16 protein-coding genes are annotated in these 16,539 nt (G+C 69.5%); 12 read left to right on the plus strand and 4 right to left on the minus strand.

What is annotated here, in order from left to right; translation table 11 throughout:
• Positions 1-96 precede the first annotated feature (96 nt).
• The 3 genes from mxcK (at position 97) to MEBOL_RS24870 (ending at position 3,113) form a co-directional block, all read left to right on the plus strand.
• Positions 97-1,317 (plus strand): myxochelin export MFS transporter MxcK, encoded by a 1,221-nt coding sequence (mxcK, locus tag MEBOL_RS24860; protein ID WP_170115587.1) that lies wholly within the window; start codon positions 97-99, stop codon positions 1,315-1,317.
• A 41-nt stretch (positions 1,318-1,358) separates the two neighbouring features.
• A complete protein-coding gene (gene mxcL / locus MEBOL_RS24865; RefSeq protein WP_095979790.1) occupies positions 1,359-2,645 on the plus strand; it encodes a myxochelin B biosynthesis transaminase MxcL in 1,287 nt (428 codons plus the stop codon).
• Positions 2,646-2,843: 198 nt separating this feature from the next.
• Positions 2,844-3,113, plus strand: coding sequence for a hypothetical protein (locus MEBOL_RS24870; protein ID WP_095979791.1), 270 nt, complete (start codon positions 2,844-2,846; stop codon positions 3,111-3,113).
• A gap of 122 nt (positions 3,114-3,235) precedes the next feature.
• On the opposite strand, the gene MEBOL_RS24875 is transcribed toward MEBOL_RS24870, so the two are convergent.
• Positions 3,236-4,747 carry a HEAT repeat domain-containing protein gene (locus MEBOL_RS24875; RefSeq protein ID WP_095979792.1) on the minus strand — a complete coding sequence of 504 codons (1,512 nt, stop codon included), beginning with the start codon at positions 4,745-4,747 and terminating at the stop codon, positions 3,236-3,238.
• A gap of 107 nt (positions 4,748-4,854) precedes the next feature.
• Between MEBOL_RS24875 and MEBOL_RS24880 the strand changes: the two genes are divergently transcribed.
• The 7 genes from MEBOL_RS24880 to MEBOL_RS24910 all read left to right on the plus strand — a co-directional run bounded on the left by MEBOL_RS24880 (position 4,855) and on the right by MEBOL_RS24910 (position 12,754).
• Complete coding sequence (locus MEBOL_RS24880; RefSeq protein WP_095979793.1) at positions 4,855-5,454, plus strand: signal protein; 600 nt, start codon at positions 4,855-4,857, stop codon at positions 5,452-5,454.
• Positions 5,455-5,487: 33 nt separating this feature from the next.
• Entirely contained in the window at positions 5,488-6,423 is a 936-nt protein-coding gene (gene fmt / locus MEBOL_RS24885; RefSeq protein ID WP_095979794.1) for a methionyl-tRNA formyltransferase, read from the plus strand.
• A gap of 12 nt (positions 6,424-6,435) precedes the next feature.
• Positions 6,436-7,365: a type II 3-dehydroquinate dehydratase gene (locus MEBOL_RS24890; RefSeq protein ID WP_095979795.1), complete on the plus strand. Its 930-nt coding sequence runs from the start codon at positions 6,436-6,438 to the stop codon at positions 7,363-7,365.
• A 10-nt stretch (positions 7,366-7,375) separates the two neighbouring features.
• Entirely contained in the window at positions 7,376-8,695 is a 1,320-nt protein-coding gene (rsmB, locus tag MEBOL_RS24895) for a 16S rRNA (cytosine(967)-C(5))-methyltransferase RsmB (RefSeq protein WP_095979796.1), read from the plus strand.
• Positions 8,696-8,923: 228 nt separating this feature from the next.
• Positions 8,924-10,060 (plus strand): imm11 family protein, encoded by a 1,137-nt coding sequence (locus tag MEBOL_RS24900; RefSeq protein WP_342747659.1) that lies wholly within the window; start codon positions 8,924-8,926, stop codon positions 10,058-10,060.
• Positions 10,061-10,135: 75 nt separating this feature from the next.
• Positions 10,136-11,491, plus strand: coding sequence for an AHH domain-containing protein (locus MEBOL_RS24905; RefSeq protein ID WP_095979797.1), 1,356 nt, complete (start codon positions 10,136-10,138; stop codon positions 11,489-11,491).
• Between the two features lie 165 nt (positions 11,492-11,656).
• Positions 11,657-12,754, plus strand: coding sequence for an imm11 family protein (locus MEBOL_RS24910; RefSeq protein ID WP_342747661.1), 1,098 nt, complete (start codon positions 11,657-11,659; stop codon positions 12,752-12,754).
• 98 nt (positions 12,755-12,852) lie between these two features.
• Here MEBOL_RS24910 and MEBOL_RS24915 read toward each other — a convergent pair whose 3' ends face one another.
• Positions 12,853-13,614, minus strand: coding sequence for a protein kinase (locus MEBOL_RS24915; protein ID WP_095979798.1), 762 nt, complete (start codon positions 13,612-13,614; stop codon positions 12,853-12,855).
• A 203-nt stretch (positions 13,615-13,817) separates the two neighbouring features.
• Between MEBOL_RS24915 and MEBOL_RS24920 the strand changes: the two genes are divergently transcribed.
• Entirely contained in the window at positions 13,818-14,405 is a 588-nt protein-coding gene (locus MEBOL_RS24920; protein WP_095979799.1) for a TIGR02265 family protein, read from the plus strand.
• Positions 14,406-14,415: 10 nt separating this feature from the next.
• Positions 14,416-15,171 (plus strand): alpha/beta fold hydrolase, encoded by a 756-nt coding sequence (locus tag MEBOL_RS24925; protein WP_095979800.1) that lies wholly within the window; start codon positions 14,416-14,418, stop codon positions 15,169-15,171.
• Positions 15,172-15,177: 6 nt separating this feature from the next.
• Here MEBOL_RS24925 and MEBOL_RS24930 read toward each other — a convergent pair whose 3' ends face one another.
• Together MEBOL_RS24930 and MEBOL_RS24935 are read right to left on the minus strand one after the other, a co-directional pair.
• A complete protein-coding gene (locus tag MEBOL_RS24930; protein ID WP_095979801.1) occupies positions 15,178-16,077 on the minus strand; it encodes a LysR family transcriptional regulator in 900 nt (299 codons plus the stop codon).
• A gap of 113 nt (positions 16,078-16,190) precedes the next feature.
• Positions 16,191-16,493 (minus strand): hypothetical protein, encoded by a 303-nt coding sequence (locus MEBOL_RS24935; protein WP_095979802.1) that lies wholly within the window; start codon positions 16,491-16,493, stop codon positions 16,191-16,193.
• Positions 16,494-16,539: the final 46 nt, after the last annotated feature.

Consider the following 16,539-nt stretch of genomic DNA (forward strand, 5'->3'; position numbering starts at 1 on the left):
GGTCCCGACGGGGGCCCGCGTATAGTGCGTTCCGGTAATGATTTTGAATATCATTATCAATATCGGGCCGGTGCGCTGGTTCTTCCGGAGAATGTCGTGACTGTTTCCCCCCCGCCGCGGCGAGAGCCCTGGATGCTCCTGCTGCTGGCCGCCGTGCAGTTCACCCACATGATGGACTTCATGATCGTCATGCCGTTGGGGCCGGAGTTCATGCGGCTGTTCGGCATCTCGGCGGCGAGCTTCGGGGTGCTGGTGTCCGCGTACACGCTGGCCTCGGCGGGGATGGGGCTGCTCGGGGGGCTGTGGCTGGATCGGTTCGACCGCAAGCGCACGCTGCTGGCGCTGTACGCGGGCTTCCTCGTCGCGACGCTGATGTGCGGCGCGGCGGAGGGGTACCTCGGGCTGATCGCGGCGAGGACGGTCGCGGGCGGCTGCGCGGGGCTGATGAGCGCGGTCATCCAGGCCATCATCGGAGACCTCATCCCCGTGGAGCGCCGGGGCCGGGCCATTGGGACGGTGATGGCGGCGTATGGCCTGAGCGCGGTGGCGGGCGTGCCAGTGGGGTTGGGACTCGCGAGCCAGTGGGGGTGGCGCTCGCCGTTCTGGGCCATTGGCGTGTTGTCGGCGGGCGTGTGGCTGGGGCTGCTCGTGCTCCTGCCGGCGGTCGATCGGCACCTGTCCCCGGATCGCGCGGCGCGGGGGAGTTCGCCCCTGGCGGGGTGGACACCCGGACTGGCGCTGGGCTGGGTGTTGACGTTCAGCGTGGTGTTCTCCGGCTTCCTGCTGATTCCCTACCTGAGCCCCTTCATGGTGGGGAACCTCGGGCTGCGGCTGTCCGACCTGTCCTGGATGTACCTGTGCGGTGGCGCGGCCTCGCTCGTGAGCGCGCGGGGAATTGGCCGCCTCGTGGATCGCCACGGCCCGGCGCTCGTGCTGGGGGCGCTGCTCGTGGGCACGATGGTGCCGCACCTGGTGTTCACGCACCTGCCCGTCTCGCCCCTGCCGGTGGTGGCGGGGGTGTTCGTCCTCTTCATGGGCCTGACCTCGGGCCGAGCCATCCCCACCATGGCCCTGGTGGCTTCCCGGGTGCCGCCCGCGCTGCGCGGCCGCTACCTCGCGGTGAACATGGCGGCGAGCGATGCCGCGTCCGGGCTCGCGGCCTGGGCGAGCGGTCTGCTCATCGCGGTGGCGCCGGACGGCGCGCTGGAGGGGTTCGGCTTCGTGGGCTGGATCGCCGTGAGCGTCACCGGCTGCGCCCTCTTCATCCTCTGGATGTTCTCCCGGCGCGCCGTGGCGGCGAGCGCCGCGCCGGCCTGAGTTCCTTCTTCCACGGTTTCCTCACCCCCCAAGGACGTCACATGGATACGCACCCGAGCAGACACCCCTCCTTGCCCCGGCCCATCGTGGGCCCGATGCAGCTGAGCGAGTCCAACCGCCTGATGGCCGAGGCCAAGAAGCTGGTTCCCGGTCTCACGCAGACGATGATGAAGAAGCCGGAGATGTTCGCCCCCGGCGCCTTCCCCGTCTATCTCGCGCGGGGTCAGGGCGCGCTGGTGGAGGACGTGGACGGCCAGCAGTACATCGACTTCATCTGTGGGCTGGGCGCGAGCTCGCTCGGCCACAACCACCCGGCCGTGGTGGACACCATCCGCCAGCACCTGCCCGAGGGCCTGCTGCACTCGCTGCCCACGGCGTGGGAAGTGAGCGCCGCGCGCACACTCGTGGAGATGATTCCCGGCGGGGAGCAGGCGCGCTTCTTCAAGACGGGCGCGGATGCCACCTCGGCGGCGGTGAGGCTCGCGCGCATCATCACCGGCAAGGAGCACCTCATCACCGTGGGCTACAACGGCTGGCACGACCACTTCATGTTCGACACGCCGGGAGTGCCCGCGGTGCTCGCCCAGTACACCCAGCGCATGCCGCTGTTCGAGGAGCCGGACGAGGCGGCCCTGCTCGCGCGCATCGAGCAGACGGGAGCCCAGCTCGCGGCGGTGCTGCTGTCGGTGCCGTTCAACCGCTGTCTCACCCGCGACTTCATGCACGCGCTGCGCGCCACCTGCACGAAGCACGGCGTGCTGCTCATCCAGGACGAGGTCATCACCGGCTTCCGGCTGGCCCGGGGCGGCGCCCAGGAGTTCTTCGACGTGCGGGCCGACTTCGTGTGCGTGTCCAAGGCGCTCGCCGCGGGGATGCCCCTGTCGGCGGTGGTGGGTCCGGAGAAGTACCTGAGCCGGCTCGCGGACACGCAGGTGTCCACCACGTTCGGCGGTGAACTGCTGTCGCTCGCGGTGTGCGAGGCCGTGCTCAAGGAGACCGCGAAGCCGGGCTTCATCGAGCACCTGGCGGACATGGGCCGGCGCCTGGCCACCGGCATCAACGCCCGGGCCGAGCGCGTGGGCTCGCCCCTGCGCGTGCTCGGCTACGACGCCATTCCCCTCTTCCGCTTCTCCAAGAATCCCGTGGAGAACGCGAAGCTGACGCAGCCCTTCCAGGCCGCCATGGCTCGCCGTGGCATCCTCTTGCGGCGCGACCTCAACTTCATCTGCTCGGCGCACACACCGGAGCAGATCGACTACACCGTCGACATGGCCGAGGAGTCCATGCGCGAGTGTCTGGGCCAGGGCTCGGCCACCCAGGCGGCTTGAGCGATTCAGCGATTCGTTGAGCCGCGCATCGAGCGGGGGCTCCTTTGTCCGGTTGCTGAGTTCAAACCCTCTCATTCATTAGATTTAGTGAAATGGGCGGCCTCCTTCGTCTCGTTGGAGCTGCGCTTTCATTTGCATGGGAGGGGATGAAGTCCTAGCTCATATGGGCAGCAACCTACCCCAACAAGGAGCCCCCGTATGAAGACGCTCGCCCTCCTCACCGCCGCCACCGCCATGGGTCTGTGGGGCTGCTCGCACTCCTCCACCACGGGAGACCGGGCCGATGCGCACCAGCCCACCTACCAGCGGCCGCTCGAGCGCCGTCCCCAGCCCGCCGAGCAGGATGAGAAGACGCGGGCCCAGAATGACCGCCAGGGCGCCCCCACCGTCTACGACGGAGAGGCCACGGGGGGGTCGGGCGACGCGGCGACCAACGAAGGCCCGTCGGAAGATGCGCCGCGCAAGTAATTGGATGCACGCTGCAAGCAGTTGGATGCGTGATGCAATGAATTGACGCCGGTCAAGACAGACACCGGTGCAGGTCTGGATGGACCCATGGGAACCCCGCGGTTCCCGGGGGTCCGTGGTCCTCAGCGCAGCCGGACCACCAGCCGCCGCAGTTCCTCGTTCACCCGTGCGTAGTCCATCCGGCCTTTCTCGTCGGAGAGCTGCCGCTCCAGCGTGGGCAGGGTGCTCCGGGCCGGGACTCTCGCGTCCTGGGCGTCCTCCAGCAGCCAGCTCGCGGCGAGCAGCAGGGCCGCGCGGGTCTCCGGGTTCTTCTCCGTCACCCGTGCCAGCAACGCGCCCACGTGCGCCGCTGAATGGCTTCGGCCCACCTCCAGCGCCGCGCGCTCCACCACCGCGGGCTCGGAGTCGCCGAGCTTTCCCGCCCAACAGGCCGTTTGCGTGCCGCACTCCTTCGCCGCCGCCAGCCGCGCGCGGTGTCCGGCGAGCACTTCCGCCTTCCTCTGGGCGCTCGCCTCGTCCTCCTCGCACGGGGGGCATTTCGAGGGCAGCGCCGCCAGCCGCTCGAGGACGGGCAGCTCCCGGGCGTCTCCCAGCATCGTCAGCGCCTGGAGCGCCGCCTCGCGCGCGTCGCCGCTGCGCTCCTCGGCGGCCTTTTCCAGCGCGGGCAGGGCCTCGCGTCCGCCCAGCCGCGCCAGCGCGAAGGCGTACCGTGGGAGTACGTCCGGCTCGGGGTCGGACAGCATCGCCGCCAGGGGCTTCACCGCCGCCGCGGCGCGCAGCCGGGCCAGTGCATCCGCCGCGTGGGTCCGCACGAGCACCTGGACCTGGGGTTGCTCATGGGTGAACGCGAGCTGGCGCAACAGCGCTCCTTCCGCGCGATGATCCCTCAGGTCTCCGAGCACCTGGGCCGCCTTGGAGGACAGCCCGGCGTCCCTGCCCTCCAGCACCTCGAGCAGCGCATCCCCCGAGGGGGCTCCCACCTGGAAGAGCGAGAAGGCGCTCTCCGTGTAGAAGGTCAGCCCCTGGCGCTCCTTCGTCAACGTCCGCACGAGCGTTGGCACCGCCCGGGCATCTCCGATGCGTCCCAGCGCCTCGATGGCCTTGCGGTTCAGGAAGGGGGCCACCTCGTCGTCCAGGGCGAGCTGGCACAGGGGCTCCACGGCCTCGCGCGCGCGCAGCGCCCCCAGGGACTCCACGGCGGCGATCCGGGTGAAGGGATCCGTGCTCCCGAGCAGCCGCAGCAGCACCGGGATGGCCCTCGCGTCCCCCAGTCCACCCAGCGCCAGGGCCACTTCCTTGTTCAACTGGTGGGTGGCCGGGTCCGTGGCGCCCAGGTCGACCGCGCGCGTCAGGGGCTCGAGCGACGCCGGCTCCTTCATGTCGCCGAGGGCGCGCACCACCGAGGCCCGGAGCTCGGCCTTGTGCTGGGGACCGAGCTGCTCGTGCAGCAAGGGCAGGAAGGCCGCGGTGAGCCGGCCCGAGCTTCGCAGGGTCTCCACCACGCGGATCTTGTCCTGGGTGCGCCGGGCCTTGCCCAGGCGCTTGCCCCAATGCTCCGGGGAGGAGGGGTCCACCTCGCATCCGGAGACGAGGAGCGCGAGCGACAGACACGAGGCGGTGAGAAGACGTTTCATGGGACCTCCCCCAGGGGACCACGGGCCGTCCGCGTCCCTCCGTCGTAAACCCGTCCTGTCGGAAGGCGCAACCCGACCCGGGAGATTGGAGTACGCTGGTCAACGCCATGTCCTTCGACTCCGCCGCTTCGGCGCGTCCCCACGTCCTGCGCCGCAAGTACCTGCTCGATGCCGGATTCCAGGCCCGCTACATGTTGAGGCTCGCCGCGCTCGGGGGCGGCGGGGTGATGCTCGTGGGGGTGCTGGCCTGGCGTGTGCACCAGGCCGTGCTGGAGGAGGGGGCCACGCCGGAGACGCTGGCGCTCGGCGGCGAGACGATGCTGTGGCTCACCGGCCTGGGCGCGCTGGCCATGGCGGGGGTCCTGGCCCTCTTCGGGCTCGTGCTCACGCACCGCGTCGCCGGGCCCGTGTACGTGATGAACCTCTACCTCGCGGCGCTCGCCGCCGGACGCTTCCCCCGGATGCGGCCCCTGCGGCGCAAGGACGAGCTGCGCGGCTTCTTCTCCCAGTTCAGTGGCACGGTGGACCGGATGCGTGAGCGCGAGGCCGAGGAGGCCCGGCTCCTGTCCGAGGTCATCGAGTCCCTGGAACCCCTGGCCACCACCCAGGACGCCCAGGCGGCGATCCGCATCCTGGGCTCGTTGCTGGCCCGCAAACGTCAGGCGATCGAAGGTCCCACCTCGGGGGCGTTGAAGTCCGTTGCCTGAGGCGCCCGGCTGCCGCACAAGACTGTCCCTTCCATGACCCGTCCTCGAATCGTGTTCATGGGCACGCCGGAATTCGCCGTGCCCTCCCTGGCCGCCCTCTTCGAGCTTGGCGACGTGGTGGCCGTCGTCACCCAACCGGACAAGCCCAAGGGCCGGGGCCAGGCGCTCGCCATCTCCCCGGTGAAGGCCTACGCGCTCGAGCGCGGGGTGCCCGTGTTGCAGCCCCAGAAATTGCGCACGCCGCCCTTCTCCGAGGTTCTGCGCGAGTACAAGCCCGACGTCGCCGTGGTGACGGCCTACGGGAAGATCCTCCCCAAGGACCTGCTCGACACGCCCACCCGGGGCTGCCTCAACGTGCACGCCTCGCTCCTGCCGCGCTTCCGGGGCGCCGCGCCCATCCAGTGGGCCATCGCCCATGGGGACACGGAGACGGGCGTGGCCCTGATGGTGATGGACGTGGGCCTGGACACCGGGCCGGTGCTGGCCGAGAAGCGGCTGCCCATCGCTCCCGACGAGACGAGTGCCACCCTGCATGACAAGCTGTCCTCGCTGGGGGGCGCGCTCCTGCGCGAGCACCTGCCCGCGTACCTGCGCGGAGAGCTCACGCCGAGGCCCCAGCCGGAGGAGGGCATGGTGCTCGCGCCCATCATCTCCAAGGAGGAGGGCAAGCTCGACTTCACCCGGTCCGCCGTGGAGTTGGAGCGGCGGCTGCGTGCGTTCACCCCTTGGCCGGGCGCCTTCACGACGCTGGAGGGCAAGCTCTTCAAGGTGCACCGGGCGAAGGTGGGCACGGGCCGTGGCGAGCCGGGCACGGTGGTGTCCGCGGGTCCCCAAGGGCTGGAGGTGGCGTGCGGCGAGGGCTCCCTGGTGCTGCTGGAGGTGCAGCCCGAGGGCAAACGGGTCATGCCGGTGGGGGATTTCCTCTCGGGCCGCAAGCTGGCGCCGGGCAGCCGGCCCTTCGAGACGTAGGAGAGACGCGACATGGGCAAGAGGCTGTTGGTGCTGCATGGGCCGAACCTGAATCTGCTGGGCGAGCGGGAAGGCCGCGAGGGAGGCCGGCTGGTGGACCTGGATGCCGCCCTGAAGGCCCGCGCCGGGGAGCTGGGCCTGGAGTTGACGGTGGTGCAGTCCAACCACGAGGGCGTCCTGCTCGACACCCTGCACGCCGAGCGCTCCCGGGTGGAGGGCGTGGTGGTGAGCCCCGCGAGCCTCTTCGGCTCCTACCCCCTGCGGGACGCGCTGGAGGCCATCGGCCTGCCCGCGTTGGAGGTGTACCTGACGGAACTCGGCGAGCGGGAGTCCGTTGTGGCCGATGCCTGTGTCGCCACCCTGGAGGGGGAGGGCTTCGACTCGTACCTGGAGGCCCTGGCGCGCTTCGCGAGCGGAGATCTCACGGGCGAGCACTCGGACGAGGAGGACGAGGAGTCGCTGGAGGACGAGGAGGAGGACGAGGCGCCCGTGGGTCCGGTGAAGACCCTGGGCCGCAAGGGGAAGACCCCGGCCTCGGAGACGGCCCTGGCCGTGGCGCCCGCTCGCGCGCTAGCGGGGCCGGTGGGGGGCTCGCGCAAGTCCTTGGGCCGCAAGGTGGAGGCTCCGGCCGTGGCCGCCTCGCCCGCGAAGACATTGGGCCGCAAGGCGAAGGAGGCCCGAGCGGAGCCCTCCGAGGACTTCCTCTCCCGTGCCCTGGTTCGTAAGAAGATCGCCGATCGGCTCTCGGGCCGCCTGTCTCCGGCAGAACTCGCCACCTGGGCGCGCGCCCAGTGGTTGGAGGTGCAGCGGGGCGGCCCGGCCGAGAGCGGCCAGCGGGAGTTGTTGGAGGAGACCCTTCAGCGCCTCACCCTGTCCAACGTTCCCCCGAGCCGGCTGTCCGAGCCGGAGCTCGTGGACCTGATGACCCGGATGGACCGATAACGCCCCCGCCATGAACGCACGCGCCACCTGCATCCAAGTCCTCAGCCGTGTCCGGGCCACGGACGCCTACCTCAACGTGGTGCTCGACACGATGCTGTCGGAGTCACCTCCGGCGGACCCTCGGGACGCGGGCCTCATCACGGAGCTCGTGTATGGCGCCACGCGCCGCGAGCTGGCCCTGGACTACGCCATCACCCGCTTCGCCGACCGCAAGCTGGAGGCGTTGGAGGACAAGGTCCTGGCCGCGCTGCGCATCGGCGCCTACCAGCTCTTCTACACGCGGGTGCCCGCGCGCGCGGCGGTGGCCGAGACGGTCCAGGCCCTCAAGGACGTGGGGCTCACGCGCGCCTCGGGCTTCGCCAACGCCATCCTGCGCAAGCTCGCCGCGCTGCCCGGCCAGCCCCTGCCACCGGAGGATGATCTCGCCGAGTTCCTGTCCGTGCGTGAGAGCCACCCGCGCTGGCTCGTGGAGCGCTGGCTGCGCCAGTTCGGCCGGGAGCGCGCCGAGGCGATGCTGGTGGCCAACAACCAGACGCCCGCGGTGGTCATCCGCGCGAACAGCGCGAAGGTGACGCGCGACGCGCTGCTCGAGCAACTGCGCGAGACGGGACTGGAGGTGCGTCCCACGGCGGTGTCCCCGGTGGGCATCGTCCTGCCGCCGGTGGGCCGCATCGAGGACGTGTACGGCTACGCCGAGGGCTTGTGGCAGGTGCAGGACGAGGCGGCGCAGCTCGTGGGCGTCTACGGCGACATCCCGGAGACGGCACGGGTGCTGGACGCGTGCGCGGCGCCAGGAGGCAAGGCCTGCCACCAGGCGGAGACGCACGAGGTGGTGGCCACGGATCTCCATGCGAACAAGATGCGGAAGATCCTCTCCGAGGCCCGGCGGCTGGGTCTGTCCCAGCGCCTGCGCGCGGAGGTGCACGACGCGACCGAGCCCTGGCCCGAGACGTGGGGAGAGTTCCACGCGTTCGTGGTGGACGCGCCGTGCTCGGGGTTGGGGACGCTTCGGCGGCATCCGGAGCTGCGCTACCGGCGCAAGCCCGAGGACTTCGCGCGGCTGGCGGTGTTGCAGCGGCGCATCCTGGAGAACTGCCAGGAGGCGGTGCCTCCCGGGGGACTGCTCGTGTACGCGGTGTGCACGCACGAGCCCCAGGAGGGGCAGGACCAGGTGGAGATGTTCCTGCGCAGCCACCCCGAATGGACGGCGGAGCCGCCGGTGCCGCGCGAGGGAGTGAAGCTCCCGCTCACGCAGGCGTACCTGCGCACGCTGCCGGGTCCGGAGGGCTGGGACGGCTTCTTCGCCGCGCGCCTGCGCAAGATGTACTGAGGGATCCTTCGGCGCGGCGCCCCCGCTCTGCGGGGTGCTCGGCTGGCTTGGGAGAGCCCCTCCGAGAACACCTCGCTCAACATGTTGGTGACCAGGAGCGGGTGAAGCTAGGAGTTCTCCATGCCAACGCGGTACTTCAAACTGTCCGAAGATGTCTACATCCCTGGGCGTTGGGAGCTGGGAACTCCCTGCGACTCGCGGGAGCGGAAGTTCGGATCTCGGGTCTTCATGCGGGCAGCGCCTGCTCTCGTGGAAGGCCGACTGCGGGTTCCTGTCGACCAACCCGGCGAACCGCTCGATTTTTCCCTCGCGGACATGGGGGCTGTTCCCGTCGTCTCCGAAAAGGTGGCCACCCTCCTGGTCCAAATGGCTCCGAATGACGTGCAACTCTTCCCTGTGGATGTGGACACGCCAGGGCCGTACTTCGTCGTCAACGTCATCCGTCTCGTGAAGTGCATTGATGACCAGGCTTCCGAGGAGGTGCGGTATTGGATGCCCGAGCACGGACGACCGGACAGAGTCGGCACCTATTCGTCCGTCTCCGGGATGCGTATCGACCCGAAGACGGTGGGTGACGCCAAGGTCTTTCGCACGTGGGGTTGGCACATCGCCCTCATCATCGCCGAGGACATCAAGGATGCACTGGAGCGCGCGGGCATCACGGGGGCGAGGTTCACGGAGGTCACAGGTCCGAGTCCCATCAGTCCGAAGGAGCGCGAACGGAACCGAAGGCTCATCGAGCTGCGAAAGCAGACAGACGCGGCCCGTGGGCCCTTCTGGCGCACCCTAGGGCGGTTGGATGAGGAAGCCATCATCCCCATTGTCGTCGGCGGTGCGTGGCCAGCCCGGAGGCAGGTCTGGCGCATCATCCACCGAGCCGAGGGGCGCACCCTGCTGGTGACGGATGGGCTCTCGGACTTCTTCGTGGACCGCGTGGAGCCGTCCGTGGGCTTCGGCCTGGAACTCGCCTTGGAGACGGACGAGCCTTTAAAGGACGTGGAGAAGAGCTGGCCCTTGCTGCTCCTGGAGAGAGTGGCGGACGAGGTGGCGGAGCATGAGCGGGTGCGCGAGCGACTGAGGACGGGCTTCCTGTCGATGGAGGTGTCCGGGAAGGACATGCCGGAGCCACTGGTCACCCGAGAGGGCAGGGTGGGCGTACTGCTGGGCATGGAGTCGAGCGAGCTCCCCCGAGGCTTCGCCATGCCCGCCGGGGAGGTACGGCTCGTCACCGTCAAGGTGTTGCTTCCGACGGAGCTCGCCTATCTCTTGGCGCACGGGAGGACGGGTCGGGACGAGCTGCTGCGACGTTTTGACCAGGAAGGCCAAGGACACCTGTCCCGCATCTGGCGGAGCCCAGTGGCGTAATCTTCGGACTGCGATGGCAACGCCTTCGCGAGCACGAATGCCTGGACGGGTGAGGACTGGACCAAGGGGGATGAGATGACAGGGCGGTGGTGGGTTGGGGTGGCGCTGACGCTGCTGGTCGGGTGCGGAACGTCCACGAGGGCGGTGCGCCTGGAGACGGGCCGGGGCGAGCCCGTCGTCCTCGAGTCGCCCAAGGCTGTCGAGCCGGTGGAGTTGGACGGCGAGGCATTCAGGGAGGCTGTCCAGAAGCTGGGGCGAGCTGTTCCTGTCTCCACCCCTCCTCGGGAGGCCGCCCTCCAGTTGTTCGCGGACTCCCTACGGCCCCACGCCTACTCGCGGATGCGCGTGAGTCTGGGCGTGGTTGCCGTGCAGCAGCCGCGGCGAGGCCGCCTGCTGGTGCCCGAGCAGAAGGAGGAGGGCAGGGAGCTGGCGAGCGCCTATGGGCGCTGGTGCGGGCGCAAGGGCACACCGGGCGACTGCCTGCGCCTGCTGGAGGAGGGGCCGACACTGGACGAAGAGGCCAGGCGAACCCTGGCCTTCCAGTTCGCCCTGGACTCGGTGTGGGAGGAGACGGCCGAGGCCTTGGTGGAATTGAGCGACAAGGAAGCGATTGTCGCGATGCTGGCCACCACGGGAGCGGTCTACTTCGGCCTCTGGTTGCTGCCCGAGCCGGTGAGCAAGGGCGTGGCGGCTGTCCTGACGGTTGGGCTCATCGCGTACTTGGGTTGGGACACGGTGTGGAGCCTCATCCAGGGCTACCGGGTGATGGCCGCGAGGGTGAAGGGGGCGAGCACGTTCGAGGAGGTACGAGAAGCGGGCGAGCGGTACGGGGAGGTGATGGGGAAGAACGCCGCGAGGGTCTTCATCATGCTGGCCACGGCGGCGCTGGGCAGTACGGCGCAGACGATGGCGGCGAAGCTACCGACGCTGCCCGGTTCCGCACAGGCCTCGTTGGTGGGAGCGGGACAGGGAGGTTTGCGGCTCGCGGCGGTGGGGCAGGTGGAGGCGGTGGCGGTATCGGCGGGGGGCGTGGTGACCATCGCGCTGGACCCGGAGGCGGTGACGGCGCGGGGCACGAGCGCCGCGGCGTCGGAGCCGGTGACGGCCGACGTTCACGAGCACCACATCGCCTCCAACAAGTGGTGGGATTCGACCAAGAACGGTGGGCCCTGGTCGCCCAAGTTTCAGACGTTTTTCGACCAGGCTGGGATGTCACTCGACGACGCGGCGAACAAGGTCCGCGTCAGGGGCCACAAGGGGCCGCATCCGAAGGAGTACCACGAGGAAGTTTACGAGCGGCTGCGCGATGCCATGGAGGATTGCAGCAGCATGCGGCAATGCAGGGAGGCACTGACGGAAGCACTCGGAATGCTCGCCGAGGAAATCTCGACGTCGGGCTCCAAGCTCAACAAGCTGGTCACCCGCAGCTAGGCGCGTGAGGATTGTTTCATGGCGAGCCGGTACTTCAGGTTGACGGAAGAGCCCGACATTCCGGACCGATGGCGGATCGGTGCCCCGGTTGACGAGCGCGGTCAGGTGGTGAACCCCTGGCAATTCACCAAGGGATGCTCCGTGCAACTCAATGGAGCCCTGAGGATGTCCGTGAGCATGGAGGGAACACCTCTCGACTTCACGCTGGCGGAACTGGATATCCCTGTCATCCAGTCCAACATCGCCGCGATTCTGACGGAGATGGCTCCTGGGGACGTGCAACTCATCCCCGTGGAGATCGAATCGCAGCAGGGGTCATTCAGCATTCTCGTGGCAACTCGACTCATCCGGTGCATTGACGACAACGCTTCGGAAGAGGTGCGCTACTGGAAGCCGGAGGATGGGCGTCCGGAGAAGGTCGGTAAGTACCGCGCTATGTCCGGCATGCGCATAGATCCAACCAAGGTCGGCGATGCCAAGGTGTTCCGGACTTGGGGCTGGACAGTGGCGCTCATCGTGTCCGAGGACATCAAGGATGCACTGGAGCGCGCGGGCATCACGGGGGCGAGGTTCACGGAGGTCACAGGTCCGAGTCCCATCAGTCCGAAGGAGCGCGAACGGAACCGAAGGCTCATCGAGCTGCGAAAGCAGACAGACGCGGCCCGTGGGCCCTTCTGGCGCACCCTAGGGCGGTTGGATGAGGAAGCCATCATCCCCATTGTCGTCGGCGGTGCGTGGCCAGCCCGGAGGCAGGTCTGGCGCATCATCCACCGAGCCGAGGGGCGCACCCTGCTGGTGACGGACGGGCTCTCGGACTTCTTCGTGGACCGCGTGGAGCCGTCCGTGGGCTTCGGCCTGGAACTCGCCTTGGAGACGGACGAGCCTTTAAAGGACGTGGAGAAGAGCTGGCCCTTGCTGCTCCTGGAGAGAGTGGCGGACGAGGTGGCGGAGCATGAGCGGGTGCGCGAGCGACTGAGGACGGGCTTCCTGTCGATGGAGGTGTCCGGGAAGGACATGCCGGAGCCACTGGTCACCCGAGAGGGCAGGGTGGGCGTACTGCTGGGCATGGAGTCGAGCGAGCTCCCCCGAGGCTTCGCCATGCCCGCCGGGGAGGTACGGCTCGTCACCGTCAAGGTGCTGTTGCCGACGGAACTCGGCTACCTCTTGGCACATGGGAAGAATGGCCGAGACGAGCTGCTGCGGCGCTTTGACGAGGAGGGCCAAGGACACCTGTCCCGTGTCCTGCGGGCGCCGGTGGCGTAATGCCCGCGATAGTGACGCCGTCGCGAATGCGAATGCCTGGATGGGTGGGGACTGGACCAAGGGGGCGCTTCTCTGACCAAGCGCCATCCCCATGAGGCTCAGCGCGGCGGGAGCGCGAGCGGATCCGGCGGCTCGGGCTCGTAGTTCTCCGGGCGGGGCGGGGCGGGGTCGGGCAGGGCGCGCAGGATGGGACGCAGGGCGCTCAGGGCCTCGGCGGCGCTGGCGAAGCGGCGGGCGGGCTCGGGCGCGGAGGCCCGCTCCACCCAGGCCTCCCAATGTCCCGTCCACGCACCGTCCTTCCGCGTGGCCAGCATGTCCCGCATGATGTGTCCGAAGGAGAAGATGTCCGTGGACGCGGGCAGCGGCCCCGTCTCCCCCAGCTCGGGCGCGAGGTAGTCCTCTCCCACCTGGGGCGGCTTCAACCAGGACTGGGCATGGGCCCGCCGGAACTGCTCCCAGCCCATGTCGAGCACGCACGAGCGCACCCCCGAGTCTCCCGAGGCCACGAGCACTCGGGACGCGCGCAGCCGCCCGTGCACGAGCCCCGCGGCGTGGGCGGTGTCGAGTGCCTGGGCGAGCTGCTCCGCGAGCACCTGGAGGTAGGGGATGTCGAGCCCCACGGCGTGCAGTCCGCCCAGCATGGAGGGCAGCGACTCGCCATTCCACCAGGGACGCACCAGCCACAGGGCTTCCCGGGTCGCGTCGTACCCGACGTCCAGCACGGGGGGGAAGGCGGCGTGTCCCGTGGCTTCCGCCGCGCGCAGACCCCGCGCGAAGTGCTCCAACTCGGAGGCGGTGGGGGCTCGGAGCGTCCGCCAGAGGGTGAGGCGTCCGGGGCCTTCTCCCGAGATGGGTTCCACTTGACACTCCGTATCGGGCTCGTCGCCAAGGGCGGGGCGGACGATCCGCCACGTGCCTGCGAGGATGTCACCTGGGCTCAGTGGGCTCATGCCGGGGAGTGTAGACTGGATGGGCCCCTGGGTTGGCGGGGTCTCTTCTCGAATTGGCGTCCAGCCTCCAACCGGACACGCGGTAGCCTGACTGCCCCTCCAGCGAGCGAGTGATGACGGACAAGGGCTCACCCCAGGAACTGGAAGAGCGGTTGGCGCTGACCGCGCCCGAGGACACCCTCCGGGGCTTCTTCTTCACCGGGGTGTTGGAGCAGGTGCGGCCCCTGGGCGACCCGGAACTGCTGCGCCGCTGCGTGGAGGCGGCGGGCGGGGACCGGTTCATGTTCTTCTTCAGCTACTCCGCGAAGGCCATGACGCGGCTCTTGTACACGGCGGCCTGGTCCCTGCGGGGGTCCCAGGGGGACTTCGGCCAGGTGATGCGGCACCTGGGCCAGGAAATCGCTCCGGACTACCTGGAGTCCGGGGCGGGGCGGGTGCTGGTGCTGCTGTCCGGAGGTGAGCCGCGGCGGCTGCTCAATGGTTTTCCCTCGGCCTACCGCACCGCGGTGCGGCATGGGGACTGTCTGGTGACGTGGATGGGACCGAACGCCGCGCGCGTCACCATCCAGGGCAGCCCCCTGCCGGCCGAGTATTACGAGGGCGCGGTGCGGGGCGTCTTCGCGTGCACCAAGGTCGCCCAGGTAGCGACCGTGTCGCGGCAGGTCAGCCTGCTGCTCACCGAGGTCGACGTGTCATGGTAGGGGGAGCGACATGCGGCGAGTCGTGGAACTCAAGGAGATGGGGGGCCAGGGCCCCCGAGTGTTGATGTTGCCCGGCCTGGGGGCGCGAGGCGCGGGCTTCGAGGCGCTCTCCGCCCGGCTCTCGCGGGTGTCGCGGCCCCTGCTCGTCGAATACCCCGAGGGCCCTCATGCGGCGCGGGGCGCGGGAGCGCTCGCGAACGAAGTGCTCTCGGCCGCGGGCCCCGTGGACGCGGTGGTGGCGAGCTCCTTCGGCGGCATGGTGGCCGCGCACCTGGCCGTGGCGGGCGCCGTGCGCGGCGTGGCCTTCCTCGGCTCCTTCACCCGGCCCGAGCACCTGGGGCCGCGCGGCCGTTTGATCTCGATGATGGGACCCATCGCGGTGCTGGGACGGCCGGGTCCCCTGTCGGCGGCCCTGGCCTCGTGGAAGCCCATCGCCTTCTCCCGGGTGCCCGAGGTGGTGCCCACCACGCGGCTCGAGCGGATGACCACGCTCCACCGCGCCTTCGCCATCCCGCGCGAGCCTCCTCCGCCACCGCTGCGCGAGCTGTCCGTGTCGTGCGTGTGCATCCAGGGCAGCCACGACGTGCTGGTCCCCGCGGCCTCCATGGCGCGGCTGGCGGCCTCGCTGCCACCGGGCACGCCCCAGCATCTGCTGCGGGGCGCGGGCCACGTGCCCTACTTCACCCACCCCGAGGACTGCGCGCGCCTGCTCACCCCATGGCTCGCGGCGCTGGCGCCCCCGGCGGAAGTGTCCTCGGCGGCGTAAGGTGCTTCAGGCCTCCTCGACCGCGGCCTCGGCGAGCTTGAAGGCCTCGAGCACCGCGGCGGAGGCGCGGTCCAGGTACTTGCCCTTGCGGATGAGCAGTCCGATGGGCCGCGACACCACGCCCTCGGCGAAGGGCTTGGACACGAGCGAGCCCTGCGCCACCTCGGCCGACACCGTGGCCATGGGCAGGATGGCCACGCCGATGCCCATCTCCACCGCGCGCTTGATGGTCTCGACGTTGTCGATCTCCATCACCGGATTCAGGTCCAGGTTCTTCTCGCGCACGAGCCTGTCCAGCGCCTTGCGCGTGGGGGCCTCGCGGTCGAAGGCGATGAAGGGCACGCCGGAGAGCGCCGTGAGGCTCACCTTGCTCTTGGTGGCGAAGGGGTGGTTGGGGGCGCACACCACCGCCAGCTTGTCGTCGCGGAAGGGGTGGATGTCCACGCCCGCGCGCGGCTGCGGGTAGGCGACGATGCCAATCTCCGCCGCGCCCAGGATGACGTCGTCGTACACCTGATCATTGCGCCGGTAGTTCAGGCGCATGTTCACCTTGGGGTGCGTCTTGAGCAGCTGCTTCTGCACATTGCGCAGCTCGTGCAGACCCACCGAATAGATGGTGGACACCGTCGTGGTGCCTTGCACCTCGGTGGACTGCTCGCGGATCTCCTGCTCTACCTCGGAGAAGCGGGCGAGGATCTCCTTGCACCCCCGGAACAGGCGCTCGCCGGCGGGCGTCGGAGTCACCTGCCGCGCGCTGCGCGACAGCAACTTCTGCTCGTACCGGTTCTCCAGGGCGCGGATCTGCTGACTCACCGCCGACTGCGTCACGTGGTTGAGCTGCGCGGCTCGCGAGAAGGAACCCGTCTCCACCACGTCACAGAACATCTTCAGGGATTCAAGCTGCATAGGGAGGTGCCCTCCTAACCGAAGCCTTATGACGTGGCCAGCCATAATTAGCGGTTCTACGTCCACCGCCAAGATGGCTTCACCCGGTCACCCATCCGGTTGAACACCAAGGGTCAGGCGGCGGGCGTGCTCTTCTTGGGGCGCGCCAGCAGCACCCCGCCGGCGATGCCGAGCGCCAGGAGTCCGGCCCCCATCAACGACTGGAAGCGGCCCATCTCCACCGCGGCATCGCGGGCGAAGCCGCACTGCACGTTGGACAGGTCCGTGCAGTCCACGGGAGCCACGCGCGTGTACAGCCCGATGATCAACAGGGCGAGCCCGCCCAGCAGCATGCCTCCACTCAATCCCAGCAGGGCGGCGCGGAGCAGCCCCCTGGCCGCCCCCGTGTCCTGGGCGTTCTTGGCTTCTGATTGCATGGGAGTGGACGCTAGCTCCCGTGGCCTCCGGGCGCCACATCCCGCG

Origin of the sequence: Melittangium boletus DSM 14713 (genome assembly GCF_002305855.1) — a bacterium.
GTDB classification, from domain to species: domain Bacteria; phylum Myxococcota; class Myxococcia; order Myxococcales; family Myxococcaceae; genus Cystobacter; species Cystobacter boletus.

Bases quoted from the DNA above. Each gene is read 5' to 3' on its own strand.
- mxcL (WP_095979790.1), top strand. From the start codon at position 1,359: ATGGATACGCACCCGAGCAGACACCCCTCCTTGCCCCGGCCCATCGTG.
- MEBOL_RS24870 (WP_095979791.1), top strand. From the start codon at position 2,844: ATGAAGACGCTCGCCCTCCTCACCGCCGCCACCGCCATGGGTCTGTGG.
- MEBOL_RS24875 (WP_095979792.1), bottom strand. From the start codon at position 4,747: ATGAAACGTCTTCTCACCGCCTCGTGTCTGTCGCTCGCGCTCCTCGTC.
- MEBOL_RS24880 (WP_095979793.1), top strand. From the start codon at position 4,855: ATGTCCTTCGACTCCGCCGCTTCGGCGCGTCCCCACGTCCTGCGCCGC.
- fmt (WP_095979794.1), top strand. From the start codon at position 5,488: ATGACCCGTCCTCGAATCGTGTTCATGGGCACGCCGGAATTCGCCGTG.
- MEBOL_RS24890 (WP_095979795.1), top strand. From the start codon at position 6,436: ATGGGCAAGAGGCTGTTGGTGCTGCATGGGCCGAACCTGAATCTGCTG.
- rsmB (WP_095979796.1), top strand. From the start codon at position 7,376: ATGAACGCACGCGCCACCTGCATCCAAGTCCTCAGCCGTGTCCGGGCC.
- MEBOL_RS24900 (WP_342747659.1), top strand. From the start codon at position 8,924: ATGCGGGCAGCGCCTGCTCTCGTGGAAGGCCGACTGCGGGTTCCTGTC.
- MEBOL_RS24905 (WP_095979797.1), top strand. From the start codon at position 10,136: ATGACAGGGCGGTGGTGGGTTGGGGTGGCGCTGACGCTGCTGGTCGGG.
- MEBOL_RS24910 (WP_342747661.1), top strand. From the start codon at position 11,657: ATGTCCGTGAGCATGGAGGGAACACCTCTCGACTTCACGCTGGCGGAA.
- MEBOL_RS24920 (WP_095979799.1), top strand. From the start codon at position 13,818: ATGACGGACAAGGGCTCACCCCAGGAACTGGAAGAGCGGTTGGCGCTG.
- MEBOL_RS24925 (WP_095979800.1), top strand. From the start codon at position 14,416: ATGCGGCGAGTCGTGGAACTCAAGGAGATGGGGGGCCAGGGCCCCCGA.
- MEBOL_RS24930 (WP_095979801.1), bottom strand. From the start codon at position 16,077: ATGCAGCTTGAATCCCTGAAGATGTTCTGTGACGTGGTGGAGACGGGT.
- MEBOL_RS24935 (WP_095979802.1), bottom strand. From the start codon at position 16,493: ATGCAATCAGAAGCCAAGAACGCCCAGGACACGGGGGCGGCCAGGGGG.